The 20,889-nt window shown below is 41.1% G+C and carries 17 protein-coding genes, 1 rRNA gene and 1 riboswitch; of the genes, 16 read left to right on the plus strand and 2 right to left on the minus strand.

What is annotated here, in order from left to right; translation table 11 throughout:
* Nucleotides 1–430 precede the first annotated feature (430 nt).
* Entirely contained in the window at nucleotides 431–1,681 is a 1,251-nt protein-coding gene (locus tag M5A78_RS06575) for an N-acetylmuramoyl-L-alanine amidase (protein ID WP_248734490.1), read from the minus strand.
* 323 nt (nucleotides 1,682–2,004) lie between these two features.
* Between M5A78_RS06575 and wecB the strand changes: the two genes are divergently transcribed.
* From wecB to M5A78_RS06595, 4 genes are all read left to right on the plus strand, one after another.
* On the plus strand, nucleotides 2,005–3,153 hold the full coding sequence (gene wecB, locus M5A78_RS06580; protein WP_248734510.1) for a non-hydrolyzing UDP-N-acetylglucosamine 2-epimerase: 1,149 nt from the start codon (nucleotides 2,005–2,007) through the stop codon (nucleotides 3,151–3,153).
* Between the two features lie 209 nt (nucleotides 3,154–3,362).
* The gene (gloA2, locus tag M5A78_RS06585) at nucleotides 3,363–3,749 is read left to right on the plus strand and encodes an SMU1112c/YaeR family gloxylase I-like metalloprotein (protein ID WP_248734511.1); all 387 of its coding nucleotides are present in this window, start codon (nucleotides 3,363–3,365) and stop codon (nucleotides 3,747–3,749) included.
* A gap of 359 nt (nucleotides 3,750–4,108) precedes the next feature.
* Nucleotides 4,109–4,768, plus strand: coding sequence for a 5-bromo-4-chloroindolyl phosphate hydrolysis family protein (locus M5A78_RS06590; protein ID WP_319942259.1), 660 nt, complete (start codon nucleotides 4,109–4,111; stop codon nucleotides 4,766–4,768).
* Nucleotides 4,765–5,943, plus strand: coding sequence for a toxic anion resistance protein (locus M5A78_RS06595; protein ID WP_248734491.1), 1,179 nt, complete (start codon nucleotides 4,765–4,767; stop codon nucleotides 5,941–5,943). The genes M5A78_RS06590 and M5A78_RS06595 overlap by 4 nt, the downstream gene beginning before the upstream one ends.
* A gap of 152 nt (nucleotides 5,944–6,095) precedes the next feature.
* Here the strand turns inward: M5A78_RS06595 and M5A78_RS06600 are convergent, their stop codons facing one another.
* Entirely contained in the window at nucleotides 6,096–6,872 is a 777-nt protein-coding gene (locus tag M5A78_RS06600; RefSeq protein WP_248734492.1) for a M15 family metallopeptidase, read from the minus strand.
* Nucleotides 6,873–7,098: 226 nt separating this feature from the next.
* Nucleotides 7,099–7,183: riboswitch (cyclic di-GMP riboswitch) on the plus strand.
* A gap of 52 nt (nucleotides 7,184–7,235) precedes the next feature.
* Between M5A78_RS06600 and M5A78_RS06605 the strand changes: the two genes are divergently transcribed.
* The 12 genes from M5A78_RS06605 to M5A78_RS06660 form a co-directional block, all read left to right on the plus strand.
* Nucleotides 7,236–7,400, plus strand: coding sequence for a hypothetical protein (locus M5A78_RS06605; protein ID WP_248734493.1), 165 nt, complete (start codon nucleotides 7,236–7,238; stop codon nucleotides 7,398–7,400).
* Between the two features lie 365 nt (nucleotides 7,401–7,765).
* Nucleotides 7,766–7,912, plus strand: a complete 147-nt coding sequence (locus tag M5A78_RS06610; protein WP_248734494.1) for a hypothetical protein — start codon at nucleotides 7,766–7,768, stop codon at nucleotides 7,910–7,912.
* A gap of 575 nt (nucleotides 7,913–8,487) precedes the next feature.
* A complete protein-coding gene (locus tag M5A78_RS06615) occupies nucleotides 8,488–10,170 on the plus strand; it encodes a serine hydrolase domain-containing protein (RefSeq protein ID WP_248734495.1) in 1,683 nt (560 codons plus the stop codon).
* Between the two features lie 28 nt (nucleotides 10,171–10,198).
* On the plus strand, nucleotides 10,199–12,262 hold the full coding sequence (locus tag M5A78_RS06620; protein ID WP_248734496.1) for a glycoside hydrolase family 3 protein: 2,064 nt from the start codon (nucleotides 10,199–10,201) through the stop codon (nucleotides 12,260–12,262).
* Between the two features lie 118 nt (nucleotides 12,263–12,380).
* Nucleotides 12,381–13,640, plus strand: coding sequence for an exo-beta-N-acetylmuramidase NamZ family protein (locus M5A78_RS06625; RefSeq protein WP_248734497.1), 1,260 nt, complete (start codon nucleotides 12,381–12,383; stop codon nucleotides 13,638–13,640).
* Nucleotides 13,641–14,501: 861 nt separating this feature from the next.
* Nucleotides 14,502–15,404 (plus strand): ABC transporter ATP-binding protein, encoded by a 903-nt coding sequence (locus M5A78_RS06630; RefSeq protein WP_248734498.1) that lies wholly within the window; start codon nucleotides 14,502–14,504, stop codon nucleotides 15,402–15,404.
* The gene (locus M5A78_RS06635) at nucleotides 15,405–16,142 is read left to right on the plus strand and encodes an ABC transporter permease (RefSeq protein ID WP_248734499.1); all 738 of its coding nucleotides are present in this window, start codon (nucleotides 15,405–15,407) and stop codon (nucleotides 16,140–16,142) included. It begins immediately after the preceding gene.
* Between the two features lie 6 nt (nucleotides 16,143–16,148).
* Nucleotides 16,149–17,270, plus strand: coding sequence for a sensor histidine kinase (locus M5A78_RS06640; protein WP_248734500.1), 1,122 nt, complete (start codon nucleotides 16,149–16,151; stop codon nucleotides 17,268–17,270).
* A gap of 3 nt (nucleotides 17,271–17,273) precedes the next feature.
* A complete protein-coding gene (locus tag M5A78_RS06645; RefSeq protein ID WP_248734501.1) occupies nucleotides 17,274–17,876 on the plus strand; it encodes a response regulator transcription factor in 603 nt (200 codons plus the stop codon).
* Nucleotide 17,877: 1 nt separating this feature from the next.
* A complete protein-coding gene (locus M5A78_RS06650) occupies nucleotides 17,878–18,093 on the plus strand; it encodes a hypothetical protein (RefSeq protein ID WP_248734502.1) in 216 nt (71 codons plus the stop codon).
* Nucleotides 18,094–18,822: 729 nt separating this feature from the next.
* Nucleotides 18,823–20,106: a UDP-glucose dehydrogenase family protein gene (locus M5A78_RS06655; RefSeq protein WP_248734503.1), complete on the plus strand. Its 1,284-nt coding sequence runs from the start codon at nucleotides 18,823–18,825 to the stop codon at nucleotides 20,104–20,106.
* 465 nt (nucleotides 20,107–20,571) lie between these two features.
* Nucleotides 20,572–20,889, plus strand: a 16S ribosomal RNA gene (locus M5A78_RS06660); the annotation flags it as partial.

The raw sequence follows: 20,889 nt of genomic DNA on the forward strand, positions 1-20,889 counted from the left end.
AAATATATGGTGTCAGGCACCGCTTGTGGACAGTCGGGATGAATGGCAGTATTCAATGTGGTTGTGGTTCTTGGTGATTTATAGTTTTAGATGATAATAATTACCTAGATGTAGTCATGATATCCACTGGAATGGGTAAGGTATGTACACCACCTCATTATTTAAGTGTTTTTAAGAGTCATTTGCTAGTGAAGCTACTAAAGAGTAAGCTTCAACTTAGCCTCCAATTTGAAAAATGTAAATTCCTATCCATTTTATCACTTGTAGTAAAAAAATCCCATTATTATTCGGATAAGTAATTATGATGGGAAGTTTGATCCGACTTGAACAAGTTTTAAATTAGAAGGCCAGGAGTTTTTTGAAAAGGGAGAGTTTAGTAAGGTAGTGTAAAAAGTAAAAGCCCTTCTTCTAGGAAGAGGGCCTTGCTAAACTATTGCTTTTTATTTTGGCTTGAATGCGTTTTTTCGTTTGAGTTTAATGAGGCGTTTTGACCAGAAGAAGGGGCAGTACCGCTATCAGTAGTGTTATTAATGATTGAAAATTTTCCATCAACCCTAGGGTTTTCACCCACAAACGGTGTTGTATTTCCACCTGTATTATCACTTGCTGGAGTTTTTCCATCTCCACTTCCACCTTTGTTTTCGTCAGCTGGAAGTACTGCTTCTTCGATTAACGCACCATTTTTTCCAAAGGTATATTCCTTACCACTAATAGTCTGTTGACCAGATAACATCGACCCATCGCGATCAAGGTAATACCATTTGTCATTATCATTAAGCCAGCCAATCGCCATTTCACCGTTTGTTTTCAAGAAATACCACTTGAATTTATATTTAATCCACCCTGTGACCATGGCTCCATCCTTACCATAGTTATACCATTTATTATTAAATTCCACCCAGCCTGTCTTCATAACTCCATTGTTATCAAGAAAATACCACTTACTCTCATCTTTTACCCAGCCTGTCTTCATAACTCCATTGTTATCAAGAAAATACCACTTACTCTCATCTTTTACCCAGCTTGTCCTCATAACACCATTGTTATCAAGAAAATACCACTTACTCTTATCTTTTACCCAGCCGGTTTGCATAACACCATAGGCATCAAGAAAGTACCGCTTACTCTTAACCTTCACCCAACCTGTTTGTTTCCTGCCATTTTTATAAAAGAACCATTGAGCATCCTTTTTCACCCATCCATTATTGGTACTCTGACAGCTTTTAATAAAACTGCTCCATCGAAGTAGTAAATTTTGGGGGCAGTTCTTACCCGTCCAATGCTTATGAGGAACAATATGATCAATCGGTATGATATATCTGCTCATTAAATATTGGACGACTTCGACTGTATTGGAAACCGTCTTCTCATAGTCGCCGTCTGCATTCACACACATTTCGATATGAATCGACGTTCGATTGCCAGGGCCGTTTCTACCATCGCCGGCGGCCCAAGCCACCTCCTCAAACGGAATCGACTGTAGGATTTCGTGATCATCGATTTGCAAATGCCAAGATGCTGTCCGCTCGTTGCCGCGCTGCTGTAATCGAGCATGTGCCTCCGCATCTGCTCCCGCACTTGTATTATCGGTTTCATGAATGGTAATGAATTTTGGCACCAATTTTAGGCCTGGACGAGTGTCGGTGTTAGACACAGGAATGAGTCGTTGAATAATATCCATAGCTAATCCTCTCCTTTATTATTTTATTTATGTAAAAAAGGAACATTTGGTCAGTGCTTGGGCTTATTTAACTCGTTATTTGAAAAAAAGTAGATCAAAATGATTTAATCAAACTCTAATCGAGCTCCGTAATGGTGTTTTAGTTTCGGTAATCGCTTTTCCCTTCATTTGTTATTTGTTATCATGTTAATGGGCTTATCTTAGTCGATCATTTTTTTATTCTTCATGAGAATTGTGACAAATGTGGGCTTTTCTAACCGTTAATTTTTCAATTAAAGATATGAATTGTATAATAACAGTAGATAGACTACTTGGAGGTTTTTATAGTGAATCAATTGAAGGTAATGACAGTTTTCGGGACTAGGCCAGAAGCAATTAAAATGGCTCCGCTTGTCAAAGAATTAGAGAAATATCCTGATAAAATAAAATCAATTGTAACGGTCACAGCACAGCACCGCGAAATGCTAGACCAGGTTTTGAATATTTTCGAAATTACACCTGATTACGACTTAAATATAATGAAAGAAAGACAATCATTGATTGATGTTACGACCCGATGCTTAGAAGGGCTTAACCAGGTGTTGGCGGAAGTAAAACCAGATATTGTCTTGGTACATGGTGATACCTCAACAACCTTCGTGGCAAGCCTGGCCGCTTTTTATCATTCCATTCCGATTGGACATGTGGAGGCAGGACTCCGGACACATAATAAGTATTCGCCATATCCTGAGGAAATGAACCGCCAGCTGACGGGCGTCTTGGCTGATCTTCATTTTTCGCCAACAGTTCAATCAAAGCAAAACCTTTTGGTTGAGAATAAACGAGAAGAGGCCATTTTTATCACAGGTAATACGGCGATTGACGCGTTAAAAACAACCGTCAAAGACAATTACACTCACGCTGTGTTAGACAAGCTAGGGAATGATCGATTAATTTTAATGACGGCACACCGCCGTGAAAATACGGGAGAACCAATGGAAAACATGTTCCGTGCGATTCGCCGGGTGGTTGAAAAGCATGAAGATGTTCAGGTGGTCTACCCTGTCCATATGAACCCTGTGGTCCGTGAAATTGCCAATCGAATATTGGGAGAGAACGACCGAATTCAGCTCATCGAGCCGCTAGATGTGATTGATTTCCATAACTTTGCTTCAAGAGCCTATTTGATTTTAACTGACTCCGGTGGTGTTCAGGAGGAGGCACCTTCCCTCGGAGTGCCAGTTCTTGTGTTACGTGATACAACGGAACGGCCGGAAGGTATTGAAGCGGGTACATTAAAATTAGCAGGAACCGATGAAGAGACCATTTATGGTCTGGCGGATGAGCTTTTATCCAACCAGGAGGCACATGACCAAATGGCAAAAGCCTCAAACCCATACGGAGACGGCTTCGCCTCTAAACGAATCGTCGAAGCCATCCTCTACCACTTTGAAAATGGCACGGAGAAACCAACCGACTTTGGTGAAAACTAAAGTAGTGTTAACGTTTCATTGAAATGGTGTCAGGCACCCTCCGTGGACATTTGTCCGTGTGGAGAGGACACTTTAGAATGAGATGTGGTTTCAGTTGTTGATGCTGCAAGTTGAGTATAATCCAATATTTATTTGCCCCCTTTATCTAAGAAGACTGGCAAATGAGTTGTTTATCGGACTATGTTAGATTAGAAAAGGCGAGATCATTCATGAGGCTAACGAAAATACATCATATTGCGATAATCTGTTCTGATTATCAAAAATCAAAGGATTTTTATGTTCAGATTCTAGGGATGAAGCCTGCTCAAGAGGTTTACAGGGAGGACAGAGATTCCTATAAACTGGACTTGGAAGTGAATGGGTATTATCAGATTGAGTTATTCTCATTTCCAAATCCACCAGAAAGGACGAGCTATCCGGAAGCGGTGGGTTTAAGGCATCTAGCACTCGAAGTAGAAGACATTGAAGAGGCAGTTTCTTATTTAACGGAGCAGCAAATAAAGGTCGAGGCCATTCGTGTCGATCCTTTTACAAAGAAAAAATTCACTTTCTTCGCTGATCCTGATGGACTCCCGATAGAACTTTATGAACAATAATAGTAAAAGAGGAAATAAATGAAAAAAGCAGGTAATCATTACTGATCCTGCTTTTTTCATTCTATAAATCTGACAATTCACTCCTGCTAATCCTTCTCGAAAAAAACTAATAGAAAACCCTGTAAAAGATTACTGTTTGTTACCGTAAAATGTTAAAATAATGGTTTTATAAAGTAAAAATACGTCTCTAGCCCTAGATTTCTTTCCGCTTGTAGTCTATAGCAGGCAGGATTTTTTTCGTGTATTGTTGAAGTAGTAAATGGAAATAACTTTCTTCTGATGAGTTTTTTCACGGAAGTGAAACCTTTATTTGCTTTCTTTCGTATGAATATAATGGATAAATAGTCAGGAGTCGATTAATGATGAACCCTTTTCTTTCGTTTATTGTCCGCTCGTTTGTGGCCGTCCCGATAACAGTAATCACTTGGCTGATATGCATTTTCCCAATTGGGCTGACATTTTGGCCGTCAATAGGATATGCAATACTTGGGGGAATCCTTACCCATATTGTCCTTTCCTTATACATGAACCGTCACTTTATAAACAAGCATCAGCTATCAAGAAAAGAATACCGCTATATTAAGAAAAATTTAGTCGAAGCAAAACAGAAAATCAATCGCCTGAATAAAAACCTTTTCACGATTCGTGATCTTGCATCTGTAAAGCAACGGCTTGATATTCTCCGGATTACAAAAAAAATCCACAAGATGACCACTAAGGAGCCGAAGCGCTTTTATCAAGCAGAGCAGTTTTATTTTTCCCATTTAGATTCAGTCGTCGAGCTCACTGAGAAATATAACTTTTTATCCTCCCAGCCGAAACAGAACACCGAAATGGGGCAATCCCTCATTGAAACGCGTAGAACAATAAATGAACTGTCAAAGGTTTTGGAAGAGGATTTATATCATGTGATTTCTAATGATATTGATACATTGAATTTTGAAATTGATGTAGCAAAGCATACGATTAATAAGCAAAAGGATTCTAAATTCCCGGAAAAGAATAGGTGGCTTAAATGAGCGAAAACAACCCATTGGAACTGAATAAAACTGGAAATTTATTAGATGATATACTAGCCGATCCGTTTGGTGATAAACTTGAACTGGCCAAAGACCCTGTCGCACAAACAAGTGAGGTTAAACCGGTCAAATTAATTGATGTGATTCCGGAGGAGAACCGGGCAAAGGCGTATCAGATTGCTGAGCAAATTGATCCGACAAACCATCAGTCGATGATTTTATACGGAACCCAAGCTCAAGGAAAGCTATTATCCTTCTCACATATGATGCTTGAGCATGTTCAGAAAAAGGATGTTGGCGAAATTGGAGAAATCATTAGTGATTTAATGAAGAGGCTTGATGAGGTAAATCCAGATGAACTAAAGGATGGGAAGCCATCCTTGTTTGCTCGTATGTTTGGGAAAATTTCCGGCTCTCTGCAAGAGGTACTTTCCAAATATCAAAAAACAGGAGCGCAAATTGACCGGATCAGTGTGAAGCTGGACCGCAGTAAAAACGTCCTGTTATCCGATATCAAATTGCTTGAACAGCTTTATGAAACAAATAAAGAATATTTCCATGCTTTGAATGTATATATTGCCGCGGGGGAAATTAAGCTTGAAGAAATGCAGGAGAAAACCATCCCACAGTTGAAAAGAGCGGCTGAAGTGACAAATGATCAAATGAAATTTCAAGAAGTCAACGATATGATTCAATTTGCCGACCGTTTAGACAAGCGTCTGCATGATTTGAAATTAAGCCGTGAAATCACGATTCAAAGTGCCCCGCAAATCCGTTTGATTCAAAACACGAACCAAGCGCTTGTGGAAAAGATTCAATCGTCGATTATGACGGCCATTCCATTATGGAAAAATCAAGTGGCCATTGCATTGACACTCATTCGCCAACGTCATGCGGTCGAGGCTCAGAAGCAGGTTTCTAAAACAACCAATGAGCTCCTGTTGAAAAATGCAGAAATGCTAAAAACGAATACAATCGAAACCGCGAAAGAAAACGAGCGCGGCCTTGTCGATATTGAAACCCTCAAGAAAACTCAGGAAAGCTTGATCAGCACGCTTGAGGAAACAATGCGTATCCAAGAAGAAGGCAGACATAAGCGCCGCCTTGCCGAACAAGACCTAGCTACAATGGAAAACGACCTGCGATTGAAGTTGTTGGAAATTAAGGGGAAATAGCATAAAAGGTGCCTCCACTGCAGGGGCACCTTTTTTTATTTCAATGTCCGCCCCACGCGGGCATTTGTTCATCTGTGGTGTCAGGCACCATCCAGGCACCATCATAGAAAAAGGCACCACACTAGAAAGCAAAAGGAACACCAATCAACCAATTAATTATTGACTGGTGCAGCATTGACGTATTCTTCGAGGGTTATGCCGCGGCTCATGATTTCTTTGGCAATTGATTTTCCAACGTATCGGAGGTGCCATGGTTCGTATGTGTAGCCGGTGATAGCATCTTTTCCTTTTGGATATCGGATGATAAAGCCGTATTCGGCTACATGATCCTGAAGCCAGGCTGCCTCTTCCGTTCCGCTGAAGCATTCCTCGGCTGCACATTTTCCGTCTTCACCGGTCACATCAATGGCAAGGCCTGTTTCGTGCTCACTCGTGCCGGGAACAGCACTATAGGTCTTGGCTGCTTCATAGCCATCTCTTTTAACATAGGAATTAAACAAAGACGTTTGGACAGCGTGAGATCTGTAGGCCGAAACACCTAGTAAATTCACACCATCTTGTTTGGCGCCAGCAAATAATTTTTCGATTGCAGCTGCGGCTATTGCCCGCATTTTTCGTTTTTCTATTTTCTCTTTAAAGGTGAAAGGTATATTTGGATAAGTCAAATCATTTGGCTTGTAATCATCAGGCAGCTTATTCAGCTTGTTAATTAGCACAGGGACTGTTTCAGGATTAGAAACAACTTGGATGCTTGTACCATTCTGACGATACTTGACATTTTTAGTGTCAGCTGATGGCTTGTTAGCAGAGGGTGGAGATTGAGTGACCATTTTTTTATCGTTTTGAACAAAATTATTTTTTCCTGAGCAACCTGCTAAAGGAATCATAAGAGCGATAGAACAAAGAATAATAGATCGAAATTTTGCCATGTTAAACTTCCTTTTTATTAAAATTATCTTCATTTACAGCATGGGCATTATAAGAAGCTTTAAAACATACTAGTAAAATAAAGCCCACACTCCCAAGACGTTAGTAAATCGCAATATGTTACATGTTTTTTAATTTTTCGAAATGACCAAATTTTTACACTTCTTGGGTCTATAGACTCTTTTTTTAAATTATTAAGTTGCTTATATTTTTTATAAACACATAAATCGTACGAAACGGCAAAACCATTGAAAAATGGTGACGCAAAACTAAAGGGGCTAATGTTTAACGACAATGCTTGCCAGTTACCGAACACGACTAACTCCTTCGATTTATGTCAACCAACTTATTAAGGAGGTTTTCATATGTTGAAAATGATTATTAGGGGTAAATATTATTATCATTTATTCCAGCAGCGCCACAACCAACTGTTGCAGCAAGATTGCCTTTGTGACGAGTTAAGAATGAAGCTAAAGGTAAAAGCAATTTATCATAGTAGTAAAGCTGTTGAACTGGGCTCAAGGATGTAACTGAATCAAAAATGGAAGTAGCCTAGAATGTCTAGGCTTTTTATTATGATAAGGCACTACGCTATCTTTAAACATATCAAAAAATAGAAGTGAAGAAAAGAAAAATAATATCGAAATCACTAGGAAAAATTTCCCTCTTTTTCAAGCAAAAAGCATCGGATGATTAAGATCCCGGCGCCCAAGTTTGTACATGTTAACCCCTTAAATTTTGAATATGCTTTTTTTTCATCTTGGTAAAAACCAACTCTAGTGATTAAATTCTTGGAATATTTTGTGAATTGGTGAACAAACTCATATTGACACCTCGTTTGTGGTAAATACATCCTTTCAAATTGGTTATTCTAATAGTAAAAGGAGGCTTTTTTTTGAAAAATAACATGGATGAAACAAGTGAAGGATTGAATCAAATTTTCGAGATTATTAATGCTAAAGGCGATGAAGGTGAACTTAAGGAAATTGTTGAAAAAGAAAGAACATCCACCAATAAAAAGCAAGCTGACATTTCAGAATAGAGAATCAATAGTGGGGAAAAATGGGGCTTAGAATAAATTTCTAGGTCCCTTTGATATGGACATTGGAGTTATCCTCAAGGTAGGTAAATAGTTGTGAATAATATTATAGAAATTGTGGATATAATTTTTAAAAATGTGGATAAACGCAGGCGAAATGTGGATAAAAAAATTTCAGGTCAATTAATGTCGGTAAACAATAAAAATATGTTGATAAACTTGTGGATATCATTAAAATGTTGTTGGTAACTTCTAAATATATGTGGATATAGCCTTTAAATCTGTGGATATTACATATCCGTCAATTAGTCTTCAAGGAAATGTAACCTATATTTTCCTAACTGATTCTGGGGGTTCGCCTGTCTGATATATTCAATTTCAAGAAATTTCAAAAATGATACTAATGATGCACTTCTTTATACCCGATAATATAAGCGAATAGGGCTTTAATAGGACGTATGTGGTATAGACGACTATACACTGCTGCAGATATGATTAAAATAAGTTGTAAGCGTTACCATTCTTCTGTACATAATGGGACGCCTACAATTAATTCATTAATCATTAAAGGGGGACTTATGAAAAGAAAAACTTTACTCATTTCTTCTATTTGCACCGTTTTTTTGGGAACCACCACTGCTTTTGCGACAAGTGACACAACCATTGTACCAACGATTGAAAAACATGAAAAAAAGAGTTCTTCTACATCACAGAAACCTCACCCAGTTTTCACCTGGAATTCAACAGTCATCCCAGTATCAAGCGTTCTTCATCACAGCACGGCAAGAGGGGCTGGAATGGTAGAGACGCCACTTCAGCAAATCGACCAGATTATGAACCAAGCGATTTCGGAAAAAATCATGCCCGGTGCAGTTGCCTTTGTCGCTAGGGGCGGGAAAATAGTGAAACATACGGCCTATGGTAATTCAGCTCAATACACCGACAAGTTTACCGAAATGGAAAACCCAGTTCCGATGCAAGAGGACACGATTTTTGATCTGGCATCCATTAGTAAAATTTTCACAGCTACAGCCGTTATGATTCTTTTTGAAAAAGGATTATTTGAACTGGATGACCCGGTTGCCGAGTATATTCCGGAATTTGCTGCAAACGGCAAGCAAAACGTCACCATCCGCCAGCTGCTGACACACACATCCGGCTTTGTCTCCTGGATTCCTCTCTATACGAAAGGGAGTTCACGCGATGAGAGACTGCAGTTAGTTTTTCAACAGCCATTAAAAAACCTTCCCGGGACCGCCTACGAATACAGCGATTTAAACATGATCACCTTGGGAGCGTTAGTGGAACGATTATCCGGCCAGCGTCAGGATGAATTTGTGAAAGAGCATATCACCGGGCCTATAGGGATGAAGGACACGATGTATAATCCACCAGCTCGACTGAAAAACCGCATTGCTGCGACTGAATTTCAATCCACTCCAAATCGCGGCCTGGTATGGGGCGAAGTTCACGATGAGAATGCCTGGTCGCTTGATGGGGTGGCTGGCCATGCCGGTGTTTTTTCAACAGCTGAAGATCTTGCTAAGCTAGCTCATATTTTCATCAATGATGGGAAGTATGCTGGAAAAAGGATCTTGAAGCCAGAAACGGTTAAGCTATTGCTCGAAAATCAGAATGAGAAATTCCCTGGTAATGACCATGGACTTGGCTGGGAACTTGGACAAGGCTGGTATATGGATGCCTTATCGGAAGGAACCTATTCCTTTGGACATACTGGTTATACAGGAACATCGATTGTCGTCAGTCCGAACAATAAAACGATTGCGATTTTACTAACCAACCGTGTTCATCCGAGCAGAAATACCGTGTCCACGAATCAAACAAGAAGATTGTTTGCCAGGCAGGTAGCAGACGCCATTCCAGTTTCGATTCCTGGCAAGGATTCGGCTTGGTTTACCGGGTATGGAGATAAGCTGAACCGTGTGATAGAGGCTGACCTTCATCTGAAAAAGGACGCGAAACTGATGTTTACTACTTGGTATATGACCGAGGATGGCTGGGATTTTGGCAATGTGGAGATCTTCAAAGACGGCGCCTGGAAAAAACTTGCTGAGTTCACTGGCACAAGTAATGGCTGGGAGAAAAAAGAAGTGACGATTCCGAAAGACGCGGAAAAATTGCGCTTTTTTTACAAAACGGATACGGCAACGAACGGCCGCGGCTGGTATATCTTGAATACGAAACTTGATTCTTCGGAGCTGAAGTTTAGCAGCAATGAATGGCAGTTAAGAAATTACTAATTTTTTAAAAAATAGAGGAGGGGAAACCATGCGTAAATTTTTCAAAACGTTTATCACCTTATTCTTGGCATTTGCCCTATTGTTAACAGGGATGCCCCATTCGAAAGCAACAGCGTCTTTGGGTATCAAGGATGTAGTCATTGACCTTAACGTTCCGCAAGTGACAAGAGAAGTGAAAGACAACAAGATTAATTTAAATGCCCTACATGTTTATGAAGACGGCCACTTTATGTTGGCTTCGGAGAATCTAACCTGGAAGTCTTCCAATAAAAATGTCGCCTCTGTCAAAGAGGGTCTAGTTACCTTATCAGGGCACAATGGAAAAACCTTTATCTCTGTCGGCGATGACAGGTACAATGATCGAATCTCGATTCAATACAAAGGGAATCAAGGAGAAATCTTGATTGAAAAAGAAAAAGGAACACGCTATGACCTCATTGGTAATGCACGTAAGCATATGACAATGGAAGAAAAGGTCGGGCAAATGCTAATGCCGGATTTCCGTACATGGAAGGGTAGCAATGTCACGAAAATGAATGATGAAATTGCCCAACTTGTTAAACAGTATCATCTTGGCGGCGTTATATTGTTCCGTGAAAATACGGTAACGGCTGAGCAAACAACGAAGCTAATTAGCGCTTATCAGGACGCTACGGAAAAGTATGGACTGTTGATTTCCGTTGACCAGGAAGGTGGAATTGTTACCCGCCTGCAATTCGGAACCGATTTTCCAGGGAACATGGCGCTTGGAGCCTCAAGGTCTGAAGAGGTAGCCGGAAAAGTTGGCAAGGCGATAGGGGAAGAGCTTAACGCTGTGGGCATTAATATGAACTTTGGCCCTGATCTCGATGTTAACAATAATCCCGATAATCCAGTCATCGGGGTTCGTTCGTTTGGTGAAAGTCCAGAACTCGTTGCCAAATTGGGCAAAGCTTATATCAAAGGGCTTCACGAAACTGGAACAGCTGCAACAGCAAAGCATTTTCCTGGGCATGGTGACACCGCAACCGATTCGCATTTAGGACTGCCCGAGGTGCCACATGATATCGACCGTTTGAAAAAGGTGGAATTATATCCGTTCCAGCAAGCGATGAATGCCGGCATTGATGCCGTAATGACGGCTCACGTTACTTTCCCGAAAATCGATAACACAAAGGCCATTTCGAAAAAGGATGGAACGGAAATTGCTGTTCCCGCCACGCTATCCCACAAAGTGTTAACGGGTCTTATGCGCGAGAGTATGGGATTTAAGGGAGTGATTGTGACGGATGCCATGAACATGCAGGCCATCGTCGACCATTTTGGTCCAGTAGATGCCGCTGTTCGTGCAGTGAAAGCAGGAACAGATATTCTCTTAATGCCTGTAGGTCTTGAACTAGTAGCCAATGGCCTATACGATGCAGTGAAATCCGGTGATATTTCAGAGGGAAGAATTGACCAGTCAGTTGAGCGGATTTTAACGCTGAAATTAAATCGCAGCATCGTCAAGGCTGAAGTGGAAAAGAGCCTTGATGAAAAGATAACTAATGCTATAAAAGTTGCGAGATCAGCGGAACATTTACAGGTAGAAAAAGAAGCAGCGGCTAAATCGATTACACTTGTGAAAAATAACGGTGTGCTTCCGCTGAAGGCGGCAACTGACGATAAAATTGTGGTTGTCGGTTCGAGCGCTTCTGTTTTAACAGCTCAAGTGAAAAAGCACCACCAAAATGTAACCGTTATTGATACCACGGCTCCACTTTCAGAACAAAATTTGGCGATCGCGAAAACGGCAAAATATATCATTGTTGGAACGAATACTTCGACAGTGAGCGGAAGATTGCCTTCTGCCAATTTAATGAAGTTGGCCAATCAAGTGATAGAGCAAACGGAAGCATCGGTTATTGGCGTAGGGATTCGAAATCCATATGATGTTATGGCTTACCCTAATGTAGATGCTTATCTTACACAATATGGAACGAAGGATGTAAGCTTTGAGGCCTCTATTAACACGATTTTTGGCGTAAATAAGCCAACGGCCAAGCTTCCGGTTACGATTTACAGCCAGGATGGCAGCGTATTATACGGATTTGACCATGGTTTAGGATATTAATTTTTCTAGGTAGAGTCTTGTTTTGACCGAATTTAAGGTTTTGTCCATTTTTTAGAGTGTTTTGTCTTATTAGATATATCATGGAAATAATACTACCAAAACTACGAGGGGGAGAACGATGAAAAAGAAATGGCTTACGGGTATTCTCGCGCTATTCCTAGTCCTTTTCACGGTAACGGCGGCAGTTGCTAAGAATGATAAAGAGAAAGAAAAGAACACTGGGAAGTTCCGTATAGGTGTTGAGGTGTTATTAAAGGATCGTCTGGATTTAATTAAAGGGAAGCGTGTGGGTTTAATTACCAATCCCACAGGTGTCGATCAAGAGCTTACTAGTATCGTAGATTTGATGTATAAAAACTCGAATGTAAGACTGACTGCTTTATACGGCCCTGAGCATGGTGTCCGCGGCAGTGCCCAGGCTGGCCAGTATGTTGAATCGTATATTGATGAAAAAACAGGAGTCCCAGTATACAGCCTTTATGGAAATACGAAAAAGCCTACCAAGGAAATGCTTAGCAATATCGATGTATTGTTATTCGATATTCAGGATGTAGGGGCACGTTTTTACACGTATATTTACACGATGGCGTTAGCGATGGAAGCGGCTAAAGAAAATAATATCCCCTTCATCGTACTTGACCGTCCAAATCCAATCAGCGGCGCAAAGGTTGAAGGACCAATATTAGAGGATAAATATTCCTCGTTTGTAGGTGAATATGCGATTCCTGTCCGCCACGGAATGACAGTCGGTGAATTAGCTAAGCTATTCAATAAGGAGTTCGCCATCGGTGCTGATTTAACGGTTGTTAAAATGGAAGGCTGGAACCGGAGCATGTATTACGATGACGCTGATCTACAATTCGTCATGCCGTCACCGAATATGCCAACTTTGGATACGGCATTAGTTTATCCTGGTGCCTGTTTAATCGAAGGAACCAATGTTTCTGAAGGACGTGGTACAACAAGACCGTTTGAATTGATCGGAGCCCCATTTATTAACAGTGATGATCTTGCGGCAAAACTGAATTCTTATCATTTACCTGGCGTTAAATTCAGAGCTGCATCGTTTATCCCTTCTACATCAAAATTTGTGAACAAGTTAAGCCATGGTGTGCAAATCCATGTAACAAACCGGAATGCATACAAACCAATTGAAACAGGACTTTACATTGTCAAAACCATCCATGACATGTATCCGAATGATTTCCAATTCCGGGCACCGGGCAGCAACGGAATCTCCTTCTTCGATAACCTCGTCGGCAACGGTTCCATCCGTGCCGGAATCGAAGCAGGAAAATCAATCGAACAAATGAAAAAAGAATGGCAGCCAGGACTAAACAAATTTATGGACATCCGCGAAAAATATTTACTTTACTAGTTTTTCTATATTGCTACCTCTATATTGGTGCCTGACACCCTTCGTGGACATTTGTCTGCGTGGGGTGGACATGTTAATGGGTGCCTGATACGCCTCAAATTTTGTCAAATAAAGAATCATGAAGGGACTTTCATTTATGGAGGTCTCTTTTTCATTGGAAAGGGTGCGTTTTTTGGTGGTTGACTCTACTAGAATGGATTAAATTGGCTCTCTTCGCAAATACTGCTGTATTTTTTTCTTATTAAACTTCTTTCTTCGGGTGTAAAACAACGTAGGACCCCATCTACATCGACTAAGCTCACATTTTTCGGGGAAAAGCCGATGTAGACTGCATCTACATCGACTATTACTCTCCTTTTTGAGTGGAAAGCCAACGTAAAATCCTTCTACATCGGCTTTAGCTCTCTTTTTTGGGGAGAAAGCCTATGTAGACCGCTTCTAGATCGACTAATGTTCACTTTTTTCGGTAAAAAACCTACGTAGAGCCCATCTACATCGGCTTTAGCTCTCTTTTTTGGGGAGAAAGCCTATGTAGACCGCTTCTAGATTGACTAATGTTCTCTTTTTTTAGTAAAAAACCTACGTAGAGCCCATCTACATCGGCTTTAGCTCTCTTTTTTCGATGGAAAGCCAACGTAGAATCCTTCTAGAGCAGTGAATTTTATAATACATCAGCGAATCGAAGGGTAATTGTTAGATTGTCCTTAAATTTCAATAAAAGCAACAATTTATGGAAAAAACAGCCATTAAATTCTAATAAAAAAATGACATTTGTCATCTGTTTTTGATGACATTGCTTACTAAAAATTTCCCTCCCCTGCATACTACAATGAAATCAAGAAAGCAGGAGGTGTTCGGAAGATGAACGAAATTTTAAGCTTAACGAACGTGACAAAGTCATTTCAACATAAAATAGCGGTTAACGATGTAACTTTCACCATTGGGAAAGGAGAGGTGATGGCCATTCTTGGGCCGAACGGGGCCGGGAAAACAACGACGATCTCGATGATATTAGGACTGCTAAAACCAACCGCAGGAGAAGTCCAATTATTTAACCACCAGCCACACGAAAAGCAAGTCCGAGAAAAAATCGGCACGATGCTACAGGAAGTCAGTGTGATGCCAGGTTTAAAAGTACGCGAAATCCTCGAACTAATCAGATGCTACTATCCTGAGCCGCTCGCTATGGAGGAGCTTATCGACTTAACAGGCTTGACCGAGCAAGATATGAAAACCCGAGCGGAAAAACTTTCAGGCGGACAAAAGCGTAGGCTTAGTTTTGCGCTCGCTCTCGCCGGAAATCCCGAGCTCGTCATTTTTGATGAACCGACAGTAGGTATGGATATTACCTCAAGAAATCGTTTTTGGCAAACCATTCACCATCTGGCTGACCAAGGCAAAACGATTATTTTTTCCACGCATTATCTGCAAGAAGCGGATGATGCCGCGGACAGAATCTTACTGTTTAAAGACGGTGCCGTTGTCGCTGACGGAACGCCGGCGCAAATCAAGTCAAGAATTTCGAAGCAATCCGTTTCCTTTATCGTCGACCCAGAAATATCACTAGAAAACCTATACCTTCACAGTGAAATTGATGATATTTACCGAAAAAATAATCGTGTCTACGTCCAGTCGAATAATACCGACCGAGTACTAGAGCTAATTTTTCAAGAAAAAATTGGTGCCCGCGATATTCAAATTGAACGAGGCAAGCTAGAGGAAGCGTTTGAGCAACTGACTAGCAGCGCAAAGGAGGCCATATAAATGAAAACATTTCAAATGCAATGCAAATTCGAGATTATCAGGGTGTTAAGGAATCGCTATTTTGTGTTTTGGTCGCTTGTAATGCCGATTCTCTTCTATTATATTTTTACAAATGTAGTGAATACGAATGCGCCGGATAAGGCGGAGTGGCAGGCACATTACCTCATGTCAATGACAGTGTTCAGTGTGATGGGCTCGTCAATGATGACACTTGGAATCCGGATGGTCCAAGAGCGCTCGCAGGGCTGGTCGACATTTATTCGCATCACACCATTATCTGACACCGTATATTTTGCGGCACAAATGATGGGCCAAAGTGTAATACATCTGCTGTCGATTACAATTATTTTTATTGCAGGTGCACTAATCAATGATGTTTCGCTTACAGCCCTAGAATGGGTGATGAGTGGGTTGTGGATATTACTCGGATCATTGCCATTCCTCGCCATCGGGACTTTAATTGGAATGATGAAAAAAGTAGAAACGGCTGCTGGTATCAGCAATGTGATTTATATGGTGTTGGCGGTTGCTGGAGGACTTTGGATGCCGCTTGAGATTATGCCAAAAATGATGCAGTCCATCGGTAAATGGCTTCCATCTTACAATTTTGGTAACGGTGCTTGGGAAATTGTTCGCGGAAATATGCCTGAATGGAAAAATATCCTGATTTTAATCGCCTATTTGGCCGTGTTCATGCTACTATCGAAATATGTTAGAAGAAAACAAGAAGCGGTGTGATTTGGTTTGAAATGGTCAATCTTTCCAAGGCGATTTGGCTTTTTCCCTTATATTTTTCTTATTTATATAGGATTTCCTGTTTTATATTTAACGAGGGAAACGGGAGTGAAGCAGCTCATTGGCTATGGGATGGTGCTGCTGTTTTTGGTGACGTATCGCCAGCTTTATTTCCCAATAGGAAAAAGAAAGTTCACCTACTGGTTAGCGGTGCAACTAGCGATTGTGTTTATGTTTAGCATGTTTTATCACTTAAACTATATGTTTATGGGATTTTTTCCGGCGAATTTCATTGGCTGGTACCAGGAAAAAACAGCCTTTAGGCGTGGGCTGCTTGGCTTGGTGTGTGTGCAAATTACTCCGTTCATCTATCATGTGGTACAGACGAAGACCTTTTTCACCCCGGCAGAGCTCATCTACTTCGTCCCTTTTCTCATCATTATACTGATTTCTCCGTTTGGAATCCGCTCGATGAATCGCCGAATGGATCTAGAAAAGAAGCTTGATCGAGCAAATCAGAAAATTGAGGAGTTGGTAAAGCGTGAAGAGAGGGTGCGGATTGCCCGTGACCTCCATGATACGCTTGGTCATACGCTCTCCCTTCTGACATTAAAAAGTCAGCTTGTTCAACGGTTGATTTCAGGTGACCCGGAACGGGCTCGTATCGAGGCGAAGGAAATGGAAGTCACTTCCCGTGCAGCACTAAAGCAGGTGCGTGAGCTAGTAACAGATATGCGCGCAGCTACCATGGCTGAGGAGCTTCCTCAGGTTCAGCAAATATTACGAGCAGCAGGAATTACCTATGAGTATGATGGGGAAGTTGATTTTTCAATGCTTTCTCCTTTTACGCAGAATATCGTCGGGATGTGTATTCGTGAGGCGGCGACGAATGTCGTTAAGCACAGCAAGGCGACCCATTGCTCCGTTTCTATTTATCTATCCTCTGAAAAAATGAATGTTGTGGTGCGCGATGATGGCATGGGTGTTGCAAGGAACAAATTGTTTGGCAATGGCTTGAAGGGAATGGAGGAGAGGCTGGCATTGATTGATGGGGTACTTTCTCTTTCGAATAATAATGGAGCGGTGTTAGAAATAGCGATTCCAATTGTAATAAAAAGCAGGGGGTGCTGAAGTGTGATTCGCTTGTTTATTGCTGAAGACCAAAGAATGTTATTGGGAGCACTTGCCTCCCTCCTAGATTTGGAGGCGGACATGAAGGTAATTGGCCAGGCTATGAATGGTGAAGAGGCACTGGAGGCGATTTTGGCACTTGAGCCGGATGTCTGCCTGATGGATATTGAAATGCCCGTTTTGAACGGACTCGAGGTGGCTGACGAACTCGCACGGCGCTCGTCTCCTAGTAAGGTGATCATCCTAACCACCTTTGCCCGCCCAGGGTATTTTGAACGTGCAGTAAAAATTGGTGTCCATGGATACCTACTTAAAGATGGGGAAATTGATGAACTTGCGGGTGCAATTCGCGCGGTGACAGCCGGAAAACGGGTGTTCAGTCCGGAGCTCACTTTTGACGTCATCCGCGAAGAAAATCCGCTGACCCCAAAAGAACAAGAGATTTTAAGATTAGCATCCTTAGGAAAAACCACTAAGGAAATTACTTCCGAACTCTACTTATCTTCCGGAACCGTCCGGAACTACATCTCAGAAATCATTCACAAACTCGATGCCAAAAACCGCACCGAGGCCGCCAGCATCGCCGAGAAAAAAGGCTGGATATAGAGTGTCGTTTATGGTGTCAGGCACCAAAAGTGGACAAATGTCCATCGATGGTGCTTCGGTGGTGCCTGACACCGTCCGTGGACATTTGTCCATCACTGGAGGACAGATTGAAAGGGTGGTACCTGGCTCCATCTTTATTTTGTTGTTTCAAAGGATTAAGAAGATAGTATTGATTCGGTTCGGTTCCATTAATAATGGGACCGAATTTTTAATTTAGGTTCTTTTTTCATAGATTGTTGCTTTTATTGAAATTTAAGGACGATCTGACCATTCCCCTTCGATTCGCTGATATATCATAAAAGTCGCTGATAAAAGGAACTAAATCGCTGATAAAACCATAAAAGTCGCTGATAAAAGGAACTAAATCGCTGATAAAACCATAAAAGTCGCTGATAAAAGGAACTAAGTCGTTGATATAACCATAAAAGTCGCTAATAAACCATTTAAAGTCCCTGATAGACTGAATATAGCATGTCCTTTAAGAGAAAAATTGGTGGAATTAGCCTTTAAAATCATGAAGCGAAAAAAATTACCATCCTTATCAAAGGAATTAGGGAAATTTAGTAAGAAAAGCAACGGTATTTGCGAAAACAGTCTTAGTTTCTCTAGATGAAATTCCTCCTAAATAGGCAGAAATCGTCCTGAAATAGATAGAAAATCCTCCGAAATCTATAGAAATCCCTCAGAAGTCTGAAAATATTGTCCCACCTGTTTCATTCCAAATAGCAATCCCGTGCGCCATAAATTATACAACTCCAAATTTATAGCCCTTTCTAGTTTAGACAAACTTCCTTCAAATACATTTAGGAATAAATTATTACTAGTTCATGAGGAATATACAAGCTATGGGTTAGAGATTGAATGATACCGCTTTGAAATTGCCAAAAGCTCCATGTATGTCAAGTTGATTAATTATATAGGTGGATTTAAGGAGGAATAAACAATCGTGAATATCTTAATCGTCGGAACAGGATATGTGGGAACGACGACTGGCCTTCTTTTTTGTGAAATGGGTCATCAGGTAACAGGACTAGACCTTGATGATAGCAAAATACAAGGACTTAAAGCTGGAAAATTACATTTCTACGAGCCAGGTCTTGAGGAATTATTAATCAAGCATGTCGCAGCTAAAAATTTTATGTTTACAAAAAATACTAAAAAGGCTGTAAGAGAGAATGATGTTATTTTCATTTGCGTTGGTACTCCACAGGATGCAGACGGGAGTGCAGATCTCTCATATGTAAAAAATGTTGCCGAATCGATCGGTAAATATATCAACAACTATAAAGTCATTGTGACGAAAAGTACGGTGCCAGTTGGGACGGCAACGTTAGTGACGGAATGGGTTAAGAAAAAGCAAAAGGGGCAGATTCCATTTGACGTCGTCTCTAACCCCGAGTTCCTTCGCGAGGGTTCCGCCCTTCAGGACGCTTTAAATCCCGACCGGATTGTCATCGGTACAACAAGTGAAACGGCGCGAACAATCATGAAAGAATTATATAATGACTTCCACTGTCCAATTATCGTAACCAATCCAAAAGCCTCCGAAATGATTAAGTACGCCGCCAATTCCTTCCTCGCTATGAAGATTTCCTATATTAACGAGTTAGCTAAAATGTGTGATTACCTTGAGATTAATATAAATGATGTTTCAATGGGAATCGGACTCGACCAGCGGATTGGTCCGCAGTTTCTTCGAGCGGGAATGGGATATGGTGGTTCTTGTTTTCCGAAAGATGTGAATGCGTTAATCCAAACCGCTAAGGAAAATGGTCAGCCGCTTACCATTTTAGAGAGTGTTGTAAAAGTTAACGAAGCACAGCCAGTTTATTTCATTGAAAAAATAAAGCAGGCACTTGGTGGGGATTTAACGAATAAGACGATTGCTGTGCTTGGCTTATCGTTTAAAGCGAACACGGACGATACAAGAGAGTCGCCAAGTCTGATACTGATTGATAGATTAGTAGCAGAACAGGCCCAGGTGAAGGCGCATGATCCAAAAGTGAAAATGGCAGAGGGTGCTCTCGTGCAATTACAGACGGTGGAGGAAACGGTTACGGGTGCGGATGCAGTCATCCTTTGCACGGACTGGGATGATTATAAGAATCTGGATTGGGTAAGCCTCAAGTCGTTAGTGACGCAGCCGTATCTGTTTGATGGGAGAAATATGTTAGATAAAGGGGCTGTGGAGGGGCTAGGCTTTCATTATGTAGGCATTGCCAATCATTAGCGAATGAAAAAAGAGCATCGCTTTCGAAAAACGGATGCTCTTTTTTAATAGATTGTTTCATTTATTGAAGTTTTAGGACGATCTGACAATTACCCTTCGATTCACTGATAAATTATATAATTCGCTGATATAAGTAACATATTCGCTGATAAACAACTGATTTTCGCACCTATATTCTCACAGGTAGAAAATAGAATGGATATTATTCTAAAAAAACTTTAGAAAAGGTATTGACCAATCTACATATATCCTGTAATATATGAAAAGTCGTCAGCGAGGCGATGAGCAGTAAAAACAAAGTTGTTGACATTAACAACTTGAAATGCTATATTAATAAAGTTGCTTCTGAAAAAAGAGGTAACGAACTTGTTCTTTGAAAACTAAACAAACAAAAACGTCAACAAACAAAAAATTATTAGTTTCAATTGAAACTAAGCCAACGTAACATTTATGAGCTAATCAACTTTCTTGGAGAGTTTGATCCTGGCTCAGGACGAACGCTGGCGGCGTGCCTAATACATGCAAGTCGAGCGAATCAATAGGAGCTTGCTCCTGTTGATTAGCGGCGGACGGGTGAGTAACACGTGGGCAACCTGCCTGTAAGACTGGGATAACTTCGGGAAACCGGAGCTAATACCGGATAATCCTTTCCTTCACATGAAGGGAAGCTGAAAGACGGTTTCGGCTGTCACTTACAGATGGGCCCGCGGCGCATTAGCTAGTTGGTGAGGTAACGGCTCACCAAGGCGACGATGCGTAGCCGACCTGAGAGGGTGATCGGCC

The organism is Neobacillus rhizosphaerae, from assembly GCF_937468385.1.
GTDB classification, from domain to species: Bacteria; Bacillota; Bacilli; order Bacillales; family Cytobacillaceae; genus Neobacillus; species Neobacillus rhizosphaerae.

Excerpts from the sequence above, each read along its gene's own strand:
- M5A78_RS06615 (WP_248734495.1), top strand. The coding sequence starts at position 8,488 with ATGAAAAGAAAAACTTTACTCATTTCTTCTATTTGCACCGTTTTTTTG.
- M5A78_RS06635 (WP_248734499.1), top strand. The coding sequence starts at position 15,405 with ATGAAAACATTTCAAATGCAATGCAAATTCGAGATTATCAGGGTGTTA.
- M5A78_RS06630 (WP_248734498.1), top strand. The coding sequence starts at position 14,502 with ATGAACGAAATTTTAAGCTTAACGAACGTGACAAAGTCATTTCAACAT.
- M5A78_RS06605 (WP_248734493.1), top strand. The coding sequence starts at position 7,236 with ATGTTGAAAATGATTATTAGGGGTAAATATTATTATCATTTATTCCAG.
- gloA2 (WP_248734511.1), top strand. The coding sequence starts at position 3,363 with ATGAGGCTAACGAAAATACATCATATTGCGATAATCTGTTCTGATTAT.
- M5A78_RS06590 (WP_319942259.1), top strand. The coding sequence starts at position 4,109 with ATGATGAACCCTTTTCTTTCGTTTATTGTCCGCTCGTTTGTGGCCGTC.
- M5A78_RS06600 (WP_248734492.1), bottom strand. The coding sequence starts at position 6,872 with ATGGCAAAATTTCGATCTATTATTCTTTGTTCTATCGCTCTTATGATT.
- M5A78_RS06595 (WP_248734491.1), top strand. The coding sequence starts at position 4,765 with ATGAGCGAAAACAACCCATTGGAACTGAATAAAACTGGAAATTTATTA.
- M5A78_RS06575 (WP_248734490.1), bottom strand. The coding sequence starts at position 1,681 with ATGGATATTATTCAACGACTCATTCCTGTGTCTAACACCGACACTCGT.
- M5A78_RS06625 (WP_248734497.1), top strand. The coding sequence starts at position 12,381 with ATGAAAAAGAAATGGCTTACGGGTATTCTCGCGCTATTCCTAGTCCTT.
- M5A78_RS06620 (WP_248734496.1), top strand. The coding sequence starts at position 10,199 with ATGCGTAAATTTTTCAAAACGTTTATCACCTTATTCTTGGCATTTGCC.